We start from the raw sequence: 16,867 nt of genomic DNA on the forward strand, positions 1-16,867 counted from the left end.
CCTAAACGGAGAATCCCATGCGTTTTGCCCTGCCCCTTGGTCTGATTTTGTCGACCGCCCTTCCGGCTTTTGCTGAAATGCCTGCCCCGCAAGGCCATGTGCTGGTCACCCTTGGCGGCGCGGTTGGGGAAACCAACCTGCCCGCGCGCGGCGAGAATGACGGCGGCTTGCTGGGATATCTGGAGGTCACCCATGACGGGGCAGCTGGCTTTGACGCGGCATTGCTGGATAGTTTGGATCAGGTCGAGATCACAATTCCCTACGGCACAGAGGCCAACCAACGCGACATTACCTTTAGCGGCCCGCTTCTGTCTGATGTGATGGTCATGGCCGGTGCCGAAGGTAAAACGGCCAAACCAATGGCAATGGACGGGTACCAGGCAGAAATTCCCTGGCAAAGCATTTCGACCTATCAGCCCATCCTTGCGACCCACGCCGACGGCGCCCCCATGGGGATCGGAGGGTATGGCCCAACGATGATCGTCTTCCCACCCACCGACGACGCTGAGGCGGCGCAGGATCAGACGGGCCAACAAGTCTGGGCTTTGGCCTATATCGGGGTCGAGTGATCCGCCGGTATCGGGTGGCCAGTCAGTCTGGCATGATCCTGTAGCGCAAACCTGTCGGTCATCCCGGCAATATAGTCCGATACGATCCGGGCTAAGGCAGTCTCATCCTCAGCCTCTTCAATGTCCGCGTGCCAGCGCGCGGGCATCTGCTTCGGATCGCCAAGGTAGATTGGAAACAAATCCTCGACCACTTTGCTGACCTCGGCGCGCACCGTCATCACCGACGGCGCCCTGTACATCCGCGAAAACAGGAAAGCGCGAATTTCCTTCAGTTGCGCCCAAAGGCCTGTTGAGAACTGAATGACCGGATAGCCAAGATGCCGGATCTCTTCGACGCTCTGGGCACCGGACCCTGCGATCAGAGCCCGAGACGTGTCGATCACGTCCGACACCATAACCCCAAACACCCGCCGCAACGCCTCATGCCGACGGCGATAGGGGTCGAGGCCCGGGTACTTGCGATCCACCTCCGCATAACAGTCGCCCACGATCGGCAGTTGCTGAATGTCCTCGTCGCTGAACAACTCCGCCCTCAGCCCGTCCAACAGGTCATGATTGTTATAGGCGATGTCGTCAGACAAGGCCGCCACCTGCGCCTCTGCGCTTGCGTGCGTGTACAGTTCAAGATCAAACGCCGCATTGCACTCCGCCAGCGCCCAAGGCAGTTCCCCTTCCACCGGTCCGTTATGTTTTGCAATGCCTTCCAGGGTTTCCCACGTAAGGTTGCACCCATCGAACTCGGCATAATGACGCTCAAGCCGGGTCACGATCCGGATGGCCTGCGCGTTATGATCGAACCCACCATACGGCTGCATGATCTCATGCAAAGCATCCTCGCCAGTATGTCCGAACGGCGTGTGGCCAAGATCATGGGCCAGGGCAACCGCTTCAGTCAGTTCTGGATTCAAACCCAAGGCCCCGGCAATCGTCCGCGCCACTTGCGCCACCTCGATCGAATGGGTCAAACGGGTCCGATAGCTATCCCCTTCGTGCTCAACAAAAACTTGGGTCTTGTGCTTGAGCCGCCGAAAGGCGCTGGCATGAATGATCCGGTCCCGGTCGCGCTGAAAGCATGACCGGAAACTGCTCTCTTCCTCTGGCACCAACCGCCCTCTTGCGCGGTCGGGATCCGAGGCAAAACCTGCTCTGTCCAACGGTCTTGTCCTTGTCGCCTGTCCTTGGGCTTTCTATATGGTAGAGTGGTTAAGAAATAAACCTTTGGAGTTTGGCATGAATCTGCCCCCGACAGTTACAGAACGCGCCTTTGACCGCCTTGCCGAGATCGGCGCGGCCGATCAGGGTCAAGCCCTGCGTGTCGCTGTCGAAGGCGGCGGGTGTTCGGGCTTTCAGTACGAAATTGCATTGGACAAACCCAAAGACGACGATTTGGTTCTTGAGGGTAAGGGGCAGAAAGTCATTGTCGACGCAATCTCACTGCCGTTTCTTGAAAATGCGGTGATTGATTTCACGCAAGAACTGATCGGCGCACGCTTTGTTATCGAAAACCCAAACGCCACCTCCTCCTGCGGCTGCGGCACTTCGTTTTCAATGTGATCACCCGTGGGGGTTTCACCCCCACACCCCCAAGGTATTTCTAGCCAGATGAAGCAGGGATCCGCTCTCCGATTTCTAGACCGGAGAGCTTCACCTGGCGCGGTCATCGGCGCCTCCGCCTGTACCGCCAGCTGATTTTCGGAGATTCTGGTTAACGGTCCGTTTCTTCATCTGGCCAAAAATACCTCGGAGCGCGAGGCAGCGCCTCGCAAACCTGTTCTCCGCCTTGCCGTTGGGCCCGTTCTGGGCGATAGGTTGCCAAGGACTGTCGGAGGGTCGCGCATGAAAATCGCCACATTCAACATCAACGGAATCAAGGCGCGGGCCGAAGCATTGCCGCGTTGGCTGGATGATGCCCAGCCCGATGTTGTGCTGCTGCAAGAGATCAAGTCTGTCGACGATAACTTCCCCAGAGAGATCTTTGAGGCGCGCGGGTACAACGTGGAAACGCACGGTCAGAAAAGCTTTAACGGCGTTGCCATTCTGTCGAAGCTACCGCTCGAGGACGTCTCGCGGGGTTTGCCCGGTGATGATGAGGATGAACAGGCCCGCTGGATCGAGGCCACGGTCGTCGGCAAACAGGCGCTGCGTATCTGCGGGCTTTATCTGCCGAACGGCAACCCCGCCCCAGGGCCGAAATATGAGTATAAACTCGCCTGGATGGAACGGCTCTATCATCGCGCCCGCGATCTGATGAACGGTGAAGAGCCCGCGCTGATGGCAGGTGATTACAACATCATTCCCCAGGCCGAAGACGCAGCGCGTCCCGATGCCTGGCGCGAGGATGCATTGTTTCGCCCTGAAAGCCGGGCCGCATTTCGGAAAATTCTGAATCTCGGCTTCACCGAGGCCTTTCGCGCTGGCACGCAAGGTCCGGAACATTATTCATTCTGGGATTATCAAGCGGGTGCGTGGAACCGAAATGACGGGATTCGTATTGATCATTTCCTTCTGACCCCTCAGGCCGCTGACCTGTTGCGCGATTGCAAAATCGATTCCGAAATTCGGGGGCACGAAAAACCGTCAGATCATGTTCCGGTTTGGATAGATCTAGATCTGTAATCGGCTAAGCCGTGGCATCGAACTCATAGATCCAATCATATTTTCGGCCCAACCGCGATCCAACTGCCATCAACGCCAGTTGCGCCCCGACACGCATAGGGCCACGTAGATGGAAGTTGCGCGCGTTGGCTCCAGCGGCAGCGACCACCCGAGTTGCCCGCTGGCGACGGGTCGCTTCATAGGCGGCCAGTGCTTGCGAAACGCCGGATTGTTCTTCGAAAGACCGCCCCAGAGTCCAGGCATCTTCTAGTGCAAGGCAAGCACCTTGGGCCATGAAAGGCAGCGTCGGATGAGCTGCGTCGCCCAAAAGCGCCACACGCCCATTCTGCCAGCATTCAGCAACAGGGCGCAGGAACAATGCCCAGATATTCGGGTCCTGAACCTCTTGCAAAATCTCTTTGACCAAGCCGCCAAAACCTGCAAATCGCGCCTTCAGCTCTTCGGGATCACCGCGCAGACGCCAGCCTTCTTCCTGCCAGTCAGACCTCTCTTCGATTGCCACGATGTTCATCAGGGTCTGATCGCGCAAAGGATACGTCACTACATGCCGTCCCGGCCCCATGGTTAGCACAGCGCAAGGGTTCTTGTTGCGTCGGTCCCATGGAATCGTCGCGCGCCAGGCAACCTGATGTGTGAATTTCGGTGTTTCCCTGCTAGTCAGGTCAGCACGAATTGCACTTTGGCCGCCGTCCGCGGCGACTGCACAATCAACCCGAAATCTCGCCCCCGTATCGAGGATAATTTCGGCCTCGGACGGGTGCTTTCGCACCCGTTCCACACGCGCACCAAGGTGAAACTCTACCCCTTTTTGAACCGCCGCTTTGTAGAGAAGATCAAGCAGGTCAGCGCGATGGTAATAATAGGTAGGCCCGGCAGAGGGTGGCACGATTTTGCAGACCAGCCGCCCTGCCCGGTAATCACGAAGGACCGTTCCATGGGACAAAAGCCCAGCCTCGGGCGTGTCCGCAACAACCTTCAGCGCACGCAGCACAGCCATCCCGTTGGCGCTGATCTGAAGGCCCGCGCCAACCTCGGTCAATTCTGGTGCCTGCTCAAACACGGTCACCACGGCGCCGCGCTGTCGCAAGGTCAAAGCAGCCGCGAGGCCGCCAATGCCACCTCCGACTATGCCGAATTTCGATCCGCTGATGTTCATGTCACCGGCTTAACGCAAAAACGCCGGAGCAAAAGGCCCCGGCGTCTATGTTATCAGATTTTCCCAGCGATCAATCGTCGCGGTGGACCTTTTCGCGACGCTCATGCCGTTCCTGCGCCTCAAGCGTCATGGTCGCGATTGGGCGCGCATCCAAACGTTTCAGCGAAATCGGATCACCGGTCATCTCGCAATAGCCGTACTCGCCTTCATCAATCCGGCGCATGGCAGAATCGATCTTGGCAACCAGCTTGCGCTGACGATCGCGGGTGCGCAGTTCCAGCGCGCGATCGGTTTCTTCGCTTGCGCGGTCAGCGACATCCGGAATGTTACGGGTATTGTCCTGCAGCCCTTCGATCGTATCGCGGCTGCCAGCCATTAGTTCGTTTTTCCAATCCAGCAGCTTGCGACGAAAATACTCTAGCTGCCTGTCATTCATAAATGGTTCGTCTTCAGCTGGACGGTAATCTTCAGGCAGAAAAACTTCCTGCTTCATTTTTGCTCCCTCGGTGTGGCCTGCAACGCCGGTCACTCTCTCATTACCTGACATGCGGCAATCCCCTTCTGCGGAGCGTTTATCTGACAGCGCAGTAATTGTCACTATGCAAACGTCGCCCCGGCGCCGCGCCATTGCGCGTGATCTAAATACGTCCAACCAAACAACAAAACCTTGTTTTTCTGTGAAAATTAACTGACCATTTCAGGGCAACTCCAAAAAGACGGCACCGGATGTTAGCGCACGAATCAACCAAAAGCATTGTAGTTACTCGGCAATTTCCCTTCATGCGACGCAGCGACCTGGCTTGTCAAAATTTCTGCTGCGCGGTAACCCCAAGGGCGCATTTCGCGCGACACTTGATGAGGGGCCAATGACCGCACGTTTCCAAGGAACAGCCGAATACGTCGCCACAGACGATCTGACCATTGCGGTAAATGCCGCGGTGACGCTGGAACGTCCCTTGCTGGTCAAAGGTGAGCCGGGAACTGGCAAGACCGAGTTGGCCAAGCAGGTGGCCGGAGCGTTGGGGCTGCGGATGATAGAGTGGAACGTGAAATCCACCACCCGCGCGCAGCAGGGACTGTATGAATACGATGCCGTCAGTCGTCTGCGCGACAGCCAGTTGGGTGAAGAGCGCGTGCACGACGTGTCGAACTATATCCGCAAGGGTAAATTGTGGCAGGCCTTTGAAACCAATGAAAAGGTTGTGTTGTTGATCGACGAGATCGACAAGGCCGATATCGAGTTTCCGAACGATCTGCTGCAAGAGCTCGATAAGATGGAGTTCCACGTCTACGAGACCAGCGAAACGATCCGCGCCAAGAACCGTCCGATCGTCATCATCACATCGAACAATGAAAAGGAACTGCCCGACGCCTTCCTGCGCCGGTGTTTCTTTCACTATATCCGGTTCCCTGATGAGGCCACGATGCGCCGCATCGTCGAGGTCCATCATCCGGGCATCAAAGATGCACTTTTGACAACGGCTCTGACCCAGTTCTATGAGATTCGCGAAACTCAGGGCCTGAAGAAAAAGCCATCAACCTCAGAGGTGCTGGACTGGCTCAAGCTGCTGCTGGCCGAGGACCTGACCGCCGAAGACCTCAAGCGCGATGGCGCCAATGCCCTGCCCAAACTGCACGGTGCGCTGCTTAAGAATGAACAAGACGTGCACCTGTTCGAACGCCTGGCATTCATGGCCCGCAACAAACGCTGAGCCGGTAAACCCTCGGTGATCGCCGCTTGCCTTAGCAAGTCTCGGATGCAAGCATTGGTCTCAGGTTGCCCGGCATGTCCGGGCAATTTACCATCAGACCCAACGGGACTCAGCAATGCCAGAAACAGTAACAATTCGAGCCTTGCATCCGACTGATCGCGAGGACTGGGCGGATATGTGGCGGGATTATCTGGCGTTTTATGAAACCACGGTTCCGGATTCCGTCTATGACAGCACTTTCTCGCGATTGCTGGGGGATGATCCGAACGATTTTTCGTGTTTCGTCGCGCAGGCCGACGGAGGGCTTGTGGGTTTGACCCACTTTCTGTTCCACCGCCATGCCTGGAAGGAAGAAAGCGTGTGCTACTTGCAGGACCTATTCGCCCGCCCCGAGGCGCGCGGCTTGGGGGTCGGTCGCGCTTTGATTCAGGCCGTTTACGACGAAGCGGATCGGCAAGGTGCACCGTCTGTCTATTGGCTGACGCAGGATTTCAACCATACCGCGCGAAAGCTCTATGACAGGATTGGCAAACAGACACCTTTCATCAAGTATCAGCGCCCATGACGCGATGGCTCGCAATCTTGATCAGCTTTGTCCTGACCGCATGCGCCACGATTGAGCCTGCCGAAAGCCCATCCGAGATTGTGGACGTCGAACCACCCCTGCCCCCTGCCAAGTCCTTTACGCGTGCATACCCCTCGCCTCCGGCGCGGTCGAATGAAAACATGGCAGCGGATTTCATCTCTCTGCATTTCGCACTGGAAGGGGGTACGGCACTGCCTGTTTTTACGCGGTTCGAAACCCCGATCACGGTGCGGTTGACCGGGGCTGCGACGCCCTCGCTTCAAAAGGATCTGGGCCGCCTGCTGACCCGTCTGCGCACTGAAGCCGGGATAGACATCAAACAGATCAAGGACGGTCAGGCCAACATCACGATCGCGGCGGTCAGTCAAAAAGAGATTCAGGCCATCCTGCCTCAGGCTGCATGTTTCGTGGTACCCAATGCCTCAAGCCTTGCGGAGTACCGCCGGGATCGGTTCAAACAGAAAAGCAGCTGGACCAAACTGAGCAGCCGTCAGCGACTGGGCATCTTCATTCCCGCCGATGCAAGTCCGCAGGAAAAACGTGACTGCCTGCACGAAGAGATCGCACAGGCGCTTGGCCCGCTGAATGACCTGTATCGCCTTCCGGACTCGGTATTCAACGATGACAATATCCACACGGTCCTGACCGGGTTCGACATGTTGATCCTGAAGGCCGCATATTCATCCCAACTGCACAGCGGTATGACACGTGAACAGGTCGAAACGGCCATACCCGAAATTCTCTCGCGTCTGAATCCGCGCGGTGATACGGTGCCGGTACAGCCCATGTCGGAAACTCCACGAGCCTGGATTTCAGCAATTCAGAAATCCTTGCAATCCAGTCGCAGCCAGCAATCGCGCATGAGGCAGGCCCGCAAGGCAGCCCGAATTGGCAAGGAACAAGGTTGGACCGATCACCGGCGCGCTTACCCTCATTACCTGATGGGCCGCATGGAACAGTTCGATGATCCGCAAGAGGCGTTGCGCCAATATGATATTGCCCTGCAGTTTCTGCGCGCTACACCGGGCACGGAATTGCATCAATCCTACATCACGACCCAACTGGGCGCCTTTGCGCTTTCGCAAGGCAATGGGCCAGAGTTCCTGCCCGAAATCGACGACGCTATTAACGTGATGACACGGGCTGAGAACGCCTCGCAGCTTGCAACGTTGTTGTTGCTGAAAGCCGAGGTCCTGAATGAAATAGGCCGTTCCGCAGAGGCACGTTCCGTCAGGCTGGACAGTCTGAGATGGGCACGATACGGCTTTGGCTCGGATGTAGTGGCCCGGTCGCTTATGCAGGACGTCGCAGAAGGACCAGTCAATTAACGGGGGCGATTAACGCATGATAGTGGTTCTGGGACTGGCGGTGCTGGGTGCGCTCCTTGGGGCGCTGACCGCGCGCAAACGCAACGGCAGCGGCGCTGATATCGCGCAATATGCAGCCGGATATGGAATCGCCTTTGCGCTGGTCGGGCTTATCCTGTCCTTGGTTCTGGTTCGCTTTGTGGTGTAGCCCATGTTTGTTCCCTTTTTCGAAAACCTTCGCAAAGCCGGTATCCCCGTATCCCTGCGGGAATATCTGACCTTTCTGGAGGGTATGAAAAAGGGGCTGGCAACCTATGATGTCGAGGCGTTCTATTACCTCGCCCGCGTGTCGATGGTGAAGGACGAACGCAATATCGACAAGTTCGACCGCGCTTTTGCCGCCAGCTTTGAAGGGCTGGAACAGATCGGGTTCGAACAGGTCCTCGAAGCCGTCGACATCCCTGCCGAATGGCTGGCGAAGATGGCGGAAAAGCACCTCAGCGAAGAGGAAAAAGCCGAGATCGAGGCCCTTGGCGGATTCGACAAGCTGATGGAGACGCTGAAAGAGCGGCTCAAGGATCAGCAAGGCCGCCATCAGGGTGGCAACAAATGGATCGGCACCGCCGGAACCTCGCCCTTCGGGGCCTATGGGTACAATCCCGAAGGCGTGCGGATCGGTCAGAAGGAAAGCCGCCATCAGCGCGCGGTCAAGGTCTGGGACAAGCGTGAGTTCAAGAACCTCGACGACACGGTCGAACTGGGCACGCGCAACATCAAGGTCGCGCTGAAACGCCTGCGCCGCTGGGCCCGCGAGGGTGCGGCGGAAGAGCTTGATCTGGACGGCACCATCCGCGCAACAGCCGAGCATGGATATCTAGACGTCAAAACCCGGCCCGAACGGCACAATGCCGTCAAGGTTCTGTTGTTTCTGGACGTCGGAGGCTCAATGGACCCACATATCAAAGTGGTGGAAGAGCTGTTCTCGGCCGCAAGAACCGAATTCAAGCATCTGGAATATTACTACTTCCACAACTGCCTGTACGAAGGTGTCTGGCGTGACAACATCCGCCGCTGGGACCAGCAGACGCCGACCCATGAGGTGTTGCGCACCTATGGTCCCGATTACAAATGCATCTTCGTCGGTGACGCCTCGATGAGCCCTTATGAGGTCGCCTATCCCGGCGGTGCCAATGAACATTGGAACCAGGAGGCTGGCCAGATCTGGCTGCAGCGGGCACGCGACCAATGGGCATCGAACCTGTGGATTAACCCAGTGCCTGAGAAGTATTGGGAATATACCCACTCAATCGGAATGATCCGCGAGATTTTTCAGGATCGGATGGTGCCGATGACTCTGGCCGGGCTGGAAAAAGGAATGCGCGAGCTGACGCGATAACGCCAGCCCGCGGATCAGGTTTTGCCAAGGCCGGGATTACCCGGCGATGGCCTGAATGCCCAGAAACAGAACACCCGACAACACAGCCGCCGCGGGCACGGTAATAATCCAGGCTGCTATGATCGTCATAAAGTGCGAGCGGCGCACCAGCTTGCGCCGGCGGCGTTCTTCCGGTGCCAGAACCGTCCGCTCAGGCACTGTAATGCGGGCTTTACGCAGCCGTCTTTCAGCATCCCATTCACGGAAGAAGCCGACACCAAAGACGGCACCCACTGCAATATGGGTCGAGCTTACGGGAAGACCCAGCCAACTGGCCACGATAACGGTGATGGCTGCGGACAGCGCAACGCAATAGGCACGCATCGGGTTAAGTTTGGTTATTTGGCTGCCAACCATTCGGATCAGTTTTGGCCCAAACAGGAACAGGCCAAACGAAATGCCAAAGGCGCCGATGATCATGACCCAATAGGGAATACTAATCGCCTGGGTGAAATCACCCGAGGCAGAGGCTTGCACGATGGCTGCCAAAGGCCCAACGGCATTGGCCACATCATTGGCCCCATGTGCAAAGCTCAGCAATGCGGCGGATACGATCAGAGGGATGCCGAACAATACTTTGAGGGATTTATTGCGGTTCTCCAGACCTTCGGATTGACGCCGAATAACCGGAATCATCACGGCCCAGACCAGCCCACCACAGGCGGCTCCGATCAACAAAGCCGTGCCGAGGTCGATCTTGACGATCTTCTTGAGCCCCTTCAGCGCCAGATAGCTGGCAAAAGCCGCTGCCATGATACCAACCAGCATCGGCACCCATTTCCGGGCCGCGGCGATCTTGTCGTCCTGATAGATAATCCGCGACTTGATGAACCAGAGAAATCCTGCGGCGACCAGACCGCCAAGCATCGGCGAGATAACCCAGCTGGCCGCGATCTTGCTCATCGTCCCCCAGCTTACTGCGCCAAAACCGGCTGCGGCGATCCCCGCCCCCATGACGCCTCCGACAACCGAGTGGGTCGTGGACACAGGCGCTCCGACCCAGGTCGCCAGGTTGACCCAAAGCGCCGAAGACAACAAAGCCGCCATCATTGCCCAGATGAATACAGTCTGCGTTCCCATGCTTTCAGGAGCGATAATGCCCTTCGCGATCGTGGAAACAACGTCGCCTCCAGCGATCAGCGCGCCGGCACTTTCGAATATGGCAGCAATCGCGATGGCGCCTCCCATGGTCAGTGCATTGGCCCCGACCGCCGGTCCCATATTGTTGGCAACATCATTGGCCCCGATATTCAGCGCCATATAAGCCCCAAACATTGCCGCAAGCACTACGATCAGCGTGTTGTTGCCTTGTCCGAACAGGAAGGCTGCCACAAGACCTGCGACAACGATAAAAGAAAGCGCGATGCCAGACCCGACAAATGGGCGACCCACCTGGGAGGTTGCCACTTCTAGCCGAGAAAAGCGTCTAAGGTCGCGGTCAAGCGTTTCCAGGTGACGGGCTTCGTGGTCATTGTTGGACATTGTGTATTCTCCGACGAGTTCCCGTGCGGATAAGGCGGCAGGCGGCGTTTTTCAACAGTTAGAATCCGAAAGAACCCAGTTTCCACTGCGTCATGGCAGCTAGGAGACCTTTCAGGCCCACGGAAACGCTGATGCCTTGCCCTTGTGTCTGCTTATCCCCATATCAGAACCATGCTCCGAATTACTCCGATTCTTCTGGCGGTTCTGTATGCCGTGGTGATGTACCGGATCTCGGTCTGGCGCACCCATCGCGAGCTTGACCTGAAATCGACCGAACTGGCCGATCCCGCCCTCAAGCGTATGACTGACCGGCTGGCGGCGGCGCTGGGGATCGAGAGGGTTCCGGTCTATATATATGAAATCGACCCGGTGAACGGGCTTGCGGCGCCGGATGGACGAATATTCATCACACGCGGGTTTTATCGCAAGTTCCTCAATGGCGAGGTTTCCGCCGAAGAGATGGCGAGCGTCATCGCACATGAACTGGGGCATGTGGCCTTGGGTCATGCTCGGCGGCGGATGATTGATTTTTCTGGGCAGAATGCGTTGCGGACAGCCTTGATGCTGCTTCTGAGCCGGTTCATCCCATTCATCGGTGCGATGATTGCAAATGCGCTGACTGCGCTTTTGGCGTCGCGCCTGTCACGTGGGGATGAATATGAAGCAGATGAATATGCCGCCGCCCTGCTAACCAAAGCCGGAATCGGCATCGGCCCGCAAAAGTCTCTGTTTCACAAGCTTGAGGATTTGACGCAGCAACGCGCGGGCGTTGTACCCGCCTGGTTGATGAGCCATCCCAAAACGGATGAGCGGATTGCGGCGCTGGAAGTGCTTGAGCAGCGATGGGCGCGTGGCTGAGGCTCGGCGGCGAGAGGCCAGCCACTCGCGCTCTCCGAGGTAATTTTAGCCAGATGAAGCAGGGATCCCACTTAGCTGGCGAGCGCTTTGCCCAGACGCGGCAGGCGGGCTTTTTTCATCAATCCACGCAAAGTCCATGTATCGCCTGACAGGCGGTTTGCTTCGGCCAGTACCTGCTGTGCAAGCTGGTCCAGCCCTTGCGGGTCGCTATACCAGAAACCATACAGCAGACTGTCAGGGTCACGCCGCTCAAGCCCTTCTTCTGCAAGAATATTTCTGGGGAAATCCTTGGCGTTGACCGTGACGATGATATCCGCTGACGCGGCTACTGCAGTGGCCAAAACGTGGATATCTGCTGCGTCCGGCAGCCAGAGCCGAGCCTGCAGACCATCATTGGCTGGGCGTTCTGCCTTGGGCCATTTGACCTGCGTCAGGGCAATCTCGGCACGGGCCTGCGCCTCGCCCTCGGGGCCCAGCTTGCGTGCGGCGCGGGCCCATTCCTCGAGGATGCGCGCCGACCATATAGGGGTGAAATGACCTAGTCGGGCGGTGCCCAACAGCATCTCACGCATCACCGTTGGATAGATGACGCAGGTATCGAGTACAGCCTTCATAACCGGTAGAACACGGCCTTGAGGTAACCGCTTTCAGCCAGCTGCGGCAATTGCGGGTGATCAGGCCCGGCAAAGCCCGTATGGATCAGTTGGGCTGAGCGCCCGGCGCGCCCGATGCCACGGGATGAGGCGTCGCGGAAGCGGCCCAGATCAGCAGCGTGCGAGCAAGAGCATAAGCCCAGATATCCGCCCGGCTTGACCAGTGTGGCGGCCAATCGCGCAATGCGTTCATAAGCCCGCAGCCCTGCATCCAGCGCCTGCCTTGATGGTGCAAATGCGGGAGGATCACAGATAACGACGTCGAATTTAGCGCCTTCGTCGTTCAACTGAGCCAACACATCAAAGGCATCGCCTTGGCGCGTGTCGAATTGATCGGCAAAGCCAGAAGCCTCGGCCCCTTTTGCGGCCAACTCCAATGCCGCAGCCGACCCATCGACCGACAGCGCCTGTCCGGCGCCACCCGCCAGCATCGCCAACCCGAACCCTCCGACATGGCTGAATACATCCAGTACCTGTGCCTTGGGTTGAACCAGCTGCGCAGCAAAGGCGTGATTGGGGCGTTGGTCATAGAACAGGCCTGTTTTCTGACCGCCCGCCAAATCCGCCATATAGGTTGCACCGTTCATCAATACGGGCAAAGGCGCATCCGGGACAGTGCCGCGCAAGGTCAGGTTGACATCATCCAAGCCTTCCAGACCGCGTGTCCGGCCCGAGGCGTTTTTCAGCACGATCGTCACGCCGGTCACGGCGGTCAGTGCATCGGTCAACATATCCAGATGCGCCTCGGCCCAGGCAGCATTGGGCTGGATCACACAGGCCTCACCGAACCGGTCGATGATGACACCCGGAAAGCCATCGGCCTCGGCATGGATCAGGCGGTAAAAGGGCGAGTCAAACAGGCGTTCGCGCATATCAAGCGCGCGGCGCAGACGGGTTTCGAACCAATCAGCCGTCAGCTCGGCGTCAGGATCGCGGTCCAGCACACGGCACATGATTTTCGATTCAGGATTGACCGCCACCAACGCGATCGGCGCGCGATTTTCATCCTCGAGCACGGCCAGCGCGCCAGCAGGGATTTTGCGCGTGCGACGGTCGGTGACAATGTCATTGGCATAGACCCACGGGAAGCCATGGCGCAGGCCGCGCGCATTGGCTTTGGGTTTCAGGCGGATACGGGGACGGACTGCAGTTTGGGTCATGGCGACCTCATAGTCGCGAACGCGCCGAGGGGAAAGCCCTAGCGGTTGCGAGACCGCCAACCACCGCGCCGTTTCGGCGCCTGAGCAGATTGCAACCCTTCGGTCAGCACCTGTGTCATTGGGTGATCGGCCTCATCTTTGGCATAGATGGCGTGCAGGTCAGACAGGGCTTGCCTCTGATCACGCCCCTCCGGAAGGCTTAACGCCCAGTCCAGAAAGATACTGCGACATTCGGGCAATGTGATGCCATCGATGCGATAGGCCTCGCGGATCAGGCCTTTGTGATCGTTCGGATCGTCATTGCGCGGCATCTTTATCCTCCTGAATCACGCGGCCGATAATTTCGGCGGCGATATCGTAGCTTTCCTGCAACGCGGCCTGCAACTGTTCTACCTGCTCATACCCGGTGGCCCGACACAGGAAGGCGGAACCGCCCTCTCCGATTTTATCGGCCTCGATAACCTTACCTGACAACAGCCGAGCTGCGCATTGCACAGACCAGCATAGATCGTAGCAATCCTTCAACGTTTGCGCCTGAGCGACATCCAAAAGCGCGGCTGCGACTGCACCGTCCAACCCGGCATGTACATCGCGCTTTGCAACACCGGACAGTAAAGCGCCTGTTTCGGCCATCAGCTCTATGTCCATCATGCGTCCGGCCCCATTCTTGGCATCCCAAATACCGGCGGGGGTTTTCGCGGCTGCCAGACGCGCGCGCATTTCGGCAACTTCGCGCAAAACCTGCGCCTGATCGCGGGAGCGCGAAACAAGCTCTGTTCGAAAGCTCTCGATATCGTCGGCCAGTGAGGGCTCACCGGCGACGGGGTTTGCGCGTGTCAGGGCAAGGTGTTCCCACACCCAGGCCTCATTCTGCTGATAGTTCGTGAAGCTGGCCCAACTGGTCGCCACCGGCCCCTGATTGCCCGAGGGGCGCAGCCGCATGTCGACCTCATAAAGTCGCCCCTGCGACATAGGGGCCGACAGCGCCGTGATCAGTGCCTGCGTGAACCGGGCATAGTAGGTCCGCGTGGCAAGAGGCCGTGGGCCCTCGGACATGTCCTGATCCAGCGGGTCGTAGATCACGATCATATCCAGGTCAGATTGCGAGTTGATCCGCCCTGCCCCCAGGGATCCCATGCCCAGCACAGCGGCACCGCGACCAGGTGCGGGCCCGTGTTTGCTGGTGAACTGGTCCACAACACATGGCAGGATCGCAGCGATCACCGCGCTTGCAAGTTCGGCATATTGCTGCCCCGCCTGCACGCCTTCGATCAACCCGCGCAGATGGTGTACCCCAATACGAAAATGCCATTCCTTGCACCAGCGCCGCGCCAGATCAAGCTGGCTTTCGTAGTCCTGCTCCTGCGAGAGTTCTCGCTCCAATTCGCCCTGCAGCACCGTCCGACCCGGCCAGTCGTCAAAGAAGCTGCCGCCAATCACCGCATCAAAGACCGAGGCGTTGTGCGACAAATGCGCGGCCAATGCATGCGACGTGCCTACTATATCGACAAGCAGGTCGATAAGCTGCGGGTTGGCCTCGAACAGAGAAAACAGCTGCACGCCCGCAGGCAACCCGCGAAGGAACCCGTCCAGTGCCAGCAGCGCCTCATCCGGTTGGGCGGTTTTGGCAAGACGCGTCAGCAGCTCTGGTTTCAGCCGTTCGAAAATCCGCGCCCCGCGCTGAGAACGCAGTGATGGGTAGGTCGTCCAGCGCGCCAATATGCTTTCGTCAAATTCAACTTCTGGCAAAGGTGCACGGGCTGTCGGGCCGGGGGCGAAAAAACCTTCGGTCAACTCATGAACCTCGGTCAGTCGCCGTTTCAGATCCGCAGTCAGATCGGCGCTATCAATCCCCATCAGGCATGCAATCCGCTCAATCCCGTCCGAGGATTGCGGAATCTTATGGGTCTGCGCATCATGGATCATCTGAATGCGGTGTTCGACTTCGCGATGCGCGCGGTAGTGATCGGTAAGCTTTTCAGCCACGTCCTCGGGCACCCACCCTTTGCCGGCCAAAGCCGCCAAACCCGGTACAGTGCCACGCACGCGCAGGTCCGTATCGCGACCTCCGGCAATCAACTGTCGGGTCTGAGTGAAGAATTCAATCTCGCGTATCCCGCCTTGCCCTAGTTTCATATCATGACCCGGAATGGTCAGCGCACCGCCTGTCCCTTTGTTTTCGCGGATACGCAAGCGCATGTCATGGGCATCCTGAATAGCCGCGAAGTCCAGATGCCTTCGCCAGATGAAGGGGCGGAGCGTATCCAGGAAACGCTGCCCCGCAGCGATATCGCCAGCGCAGGGACGCGCTTTGATATATGCGGCGCGCTCCCAAGTGCGGCCCAGACTTTCATAGTACCGTTCGGCAGCTTCCGCAGCCAGACAAACTGGCGTCACCGCAGGGTCAGGCCGCAGCCTTAGATCCGTGCGAAATACATATCCATCCGCTGTCTTGTCACTGAGTGTGGCGCAGAAATTCCGTGTCGCCCGGACCATCCCTTGCCGCGCTTCATAGAAATCGTCCGGATCATAGCGCGTTTCGTCAAACAAAACGATCAGGTCGATATCAGAGCTGTAGTTCAACTCATGCGCACCCATCTTGCCCATGGCCAATATGATCATCCCCGCGGCAGAGGCGACATCATCTTCGGTCATCCCAGGCAATTTACCTCGCCGGATCAAGGTTGCAATCTCGGCCTTGGCGGCAACATCCGCTACCATGGCCCCGAAATCGGTTAGTGCCCCTGTAACTTTTTCCAACGGCCACGCCCCTGCCAGATCCGCCAGGGCGGTCAACAGCGCCAAACGCCTCTTGGCCTGCCTCAGCCCCGGCCTGAGTTGATCCGCAGGCAAGGTCCTTGCTGTTTCCATAATGGATGCAAGCATCGCGTCCGGTTGCGCCAAAGCTTGCGGTAGCCAGTCGGCTTCCAGATCAATCAGGCCTTTGAGATAGGGGCTGGAGCCCGCAGCCCCCGCGATCAGTTCCCCCTGCTCAGGTGTAATGCCACCCACTGCTTCGCGCGCTTCGGAACCAAGTGAAGGATCAAAGGCGCGCGGTACACGGTTGACGGCAAGAAGTCCTGTCATTTCATCTCCGATGACGTGGTTTTAGTATTTCTGTGGCCAAATTTCTAACCCGACATTGCAACAATTTGGCGCTTAACTCAAAACAGCGCCGCAGCAGACAACCCAGCCAATGTTTTAAAGAAACCGTGCTGCGTTAGACTGAAATTGCGCTTGTTCAGATGTCAGGTCAACCATCCGAAATTCAGAAATGTAAATCATTTTCACATTGACCTCTTGTAACTGGGTTTGGTGCCCCCATCTATTCAA

Annotated in this window: 17 protein-coding genes; 9 read left to right on the forward strand and 8 right to left on the reverse strand. The window is 57.9% G+C overall.

Annotated features, from left to right (window positions below):
• Positions 1–17: 17 nt before the first annotated feature.
• On the forward strand, positions 18–569 hold the full coding sequence (locus AC2FH6_RS03695) for a putative pterin-binding protein (protein WP_496701233.1): 552 nt from the start codon (positions 18–20) through the stop codon (positions 567–569).
• Here AC2FH6_RS03695 and AC2FH6_RS03700 read toward each other — a convergent pair.
• Positions 551–1,723: a deoxyguanosinetriphosphate triphosphohydrolase gene (locus AC2FH6_RS03700; protein ID WP_496701235.1), complete on the reverse strand. Its 1,173-nt coding sequence runs from the start codon at positions 1,721–1,723 to the stop codon at positions 551–553. The genes AC2FH6_RS03695 and AC2FH6_RS03700 overlap by 19 nt on opposite strands.
• 76 nt (positions 1,724–1,799) lie before the next feature.
• Between AC2FH6_RS03700 and AC2FH6_RS03705 the strand changes: the two genes are divergently transcribed.
• Positions 1,800–2,123: a HesB/IscA family protein gene (locus AC2FH6_RS03705; protein WP_142633331.1), complete on the forward strand. Its 324-nt coding sequence runs from the start codon at positions 1,800–1,802 to the stop codon at positions 2,121–2,123.
• A 282-nt stretch (positions 2,124–2,405) separates the two neighbouring features.
• Positions 2,406–3,185 carry an exodeoxyribonuclease III gene (gene xth / locus AC2FH6_RS03710; RefSeq protein WP_496691102.1) on the forward strand — a complete coding sequence of 260 codons (780 nt, stop codon included), beginning with the start codon at positions 2,406–2,408 and terminating at the stop codon, positions 3,183–3,185.
• Positions 3,186–3,189: 4 nt separating this feature from the next.
• On the opposite strand, the gene AC2FH6_RS03715 is transcribed toward xth, so the two are convergent.
• Positions 3,190–4,341 carry an FAD-dependent monooxygenase gene (locus AC2FH6_RS03715; protein WP_496701237.1) on the reverse strand — a complete coding sequence of 384 codons (1,152 nt, stop codon included), beginning with the start codon at positions 4,339–4,341 and terminating at the stop codon, positions 3,190–3,192.
• A gap of 70 nt (positions 4,342–4,411) precedes the next feature.
• On the reverse strand, positions 4,412–4,834 hold the full coding sequence (gene dksA / locus AC2FH6_RS03720; RefSeq protein WP_142633326.1) for an RNA polymerase-binding protein DksA: 423 nt from the start codon (positions 4,832–4,834) through the stop codon (positions 4,412–4,414).
• Between the two features lie 373 nt (positions 4,835–5,207).
• Here dksA and AC2FH6_RS03725 point away from each other — a divergent pair, with 373 nt between their 5' ends.
• From AC2FH6_RS03725 to AC2FH6_RS03745, 5 genes are all read left to right on the forward strand, one after another.
• A complete protein-coding gene (locus AC2FH6_RS03725) occupies positions 5,208–6,053 on the forward strand; it encodes an AAA family ATPase (RefSeq protein ID WP_142633324.1) in 846 nt (281 codons plus the stop codon).
• Between the two features lie 115 nt (positions 6,054–6,168).
• The gene (locus tag AC2FH6_RS03730; RefSeq protein WP_496701240.1) at positions 6,169–6,618 is read left to right on the forward strand and encodes a GNAT family N-acetyltransferase; all 450 of its coding nucleotides are present in this window, start codon (positions 6,169–6,171) and stop codon (positions 6,616–6,618) included.
• Positions 6,615–7,967, forward strand: coding sequence for a DUF2927 domain-containing protein (locus tag AC2FH6_RS03735; RefSeq protein ID WP_496701242.1), 1,353 nt, complete (start codon positions 6,615–6,617; stop codon positions 7,965–7,967). The genes AC2FH6_RS03730 and AC2FH6_RS03735 overlap by 4 nt, the downstream gene beginning before the upstream one ends.
• A 16-nt stretch (positions 7,968–7,983) precedes the next feature.
• Entirely contained in the window at positions 7,984–8,154 is a 171-nt protein-coding gene (locus AC2FH6_RS03740) for a hypothetical protein (protein WP_185956603.1), read from the forward strand.
• Between the two features lie 3 nt (positions 8,155–8,157).
• The gene (locus AC2FH6_RS03745) at positions 8,158–9,342 is read left to right on the forward strand and encodes a vWA domain-containing protein (RefSeq protein WP_281971955.1); all 1,185 of its coding nucleotides are present in this window, start codon (positions 8,158–8,160) and stop codon (positions 9,340–9,342) included.
• 36 nt (positions 9,343–9,378) lie between these two features.
• Here the strand turns inward: AC2FH6_RS03745 and AC2FH6_RS03750 are convergent, their stop codons facing one another.
• A complete protein-coding gene (locus AC2FH6_RS03750) occupies positions 9,379–10,863 on the reverse strand; it encodes an inorganic phosphate transporter (protein WP_496691098.1) in 1,485 nt (494 codons plus the stop codon).
• Between the two features lie 171 nt (positions 10,864–11,034).
• Here AC2FH6_RS03750 and AC2FH6_RS03755 point away from each other — a divergent pair, with 171 nt between their 5' ends.
• Positions 11,035–11,721 carry a M48 family metallopeptidase gene (locus tag AC2FH6_RS03755; protein ID WP_142633315.1) on the forward strand — a complete coding sequence of 229 codons (687 nt, stop codon included), beginning with the start codon at positions 11,035–11,037 and terminating at the stop codon, positions 11,719–11,721.
• 71 nt (positions 11,722–11,792) lie between these two features.
• Here AC2FH6_RS03755 and AC2FH6_RS03760 read toward each other — a convergent pair whose 3' ends face one another.
• Genes AC2FH6_RS03760 through AC2FH6_RS03775 form a run of 4 tightly spaced genes read right to left on the reverse strand, consistent with a single transcriptional unit; the run spans position 11,793 to position 16,621 of the window.
• Entirely contained in the window at positions 11,793–12,335 is a 543-nt protein-coding gene (locus AC2FH6_RS03760; RefSeq protein ID WP_496701244.1) for an RSP_2648 family PIN domain-containing protein, read from the reverse strand.
• Positions 12,332–13,534: an RSP_2647 family RNA methyltransferase gene (locus AC2FH6_RS03765; RefSeq protein WP_496701246.1), complete on the reverse strand. Its 1,203-nt coding sequence runs from the start codon at positions 13,532–13,534 to the stop codon at positions 12,332–12,334. Before AC2FH6_RS03765 ends, AC2FH6_RS03760 begins: the two co-directional genes overlap by 4 nt.
• Positions 13,535–13,572: 38 nt before the next feature.
• Positions 13,573–13,845, reverse strand: a complete 273-nt coding sequence (locus AC2FH6_RS03770; RefSeq protein ID WP_281971953.1) for a hypothetical protein — start codon at positions 13,843–13,845, stop codon at positions 13,573–13,575.
• Complete coding sequence (locus AC2FH6_RS03775) at positions 13,832–16,621, reverse strand: [protein-PII] uridylyltransferase family protein (RefSeq protein WP_496701248.1); 2,790 nt, start codon at positions 16,619–16,621, stop codon at positions 13,832–13,834. The genes AC2FH6_RS03770 and AC2FH6_RS03775 overlap by 14 nt, the downstream gene beginning before the upstream one ends.
• Positions 16,622–16,867: the final 246 nt, after the last annotated feature.

It is taken from the genome of Ruegeria sp. CDSC045 (assembly GCF_059610725.1).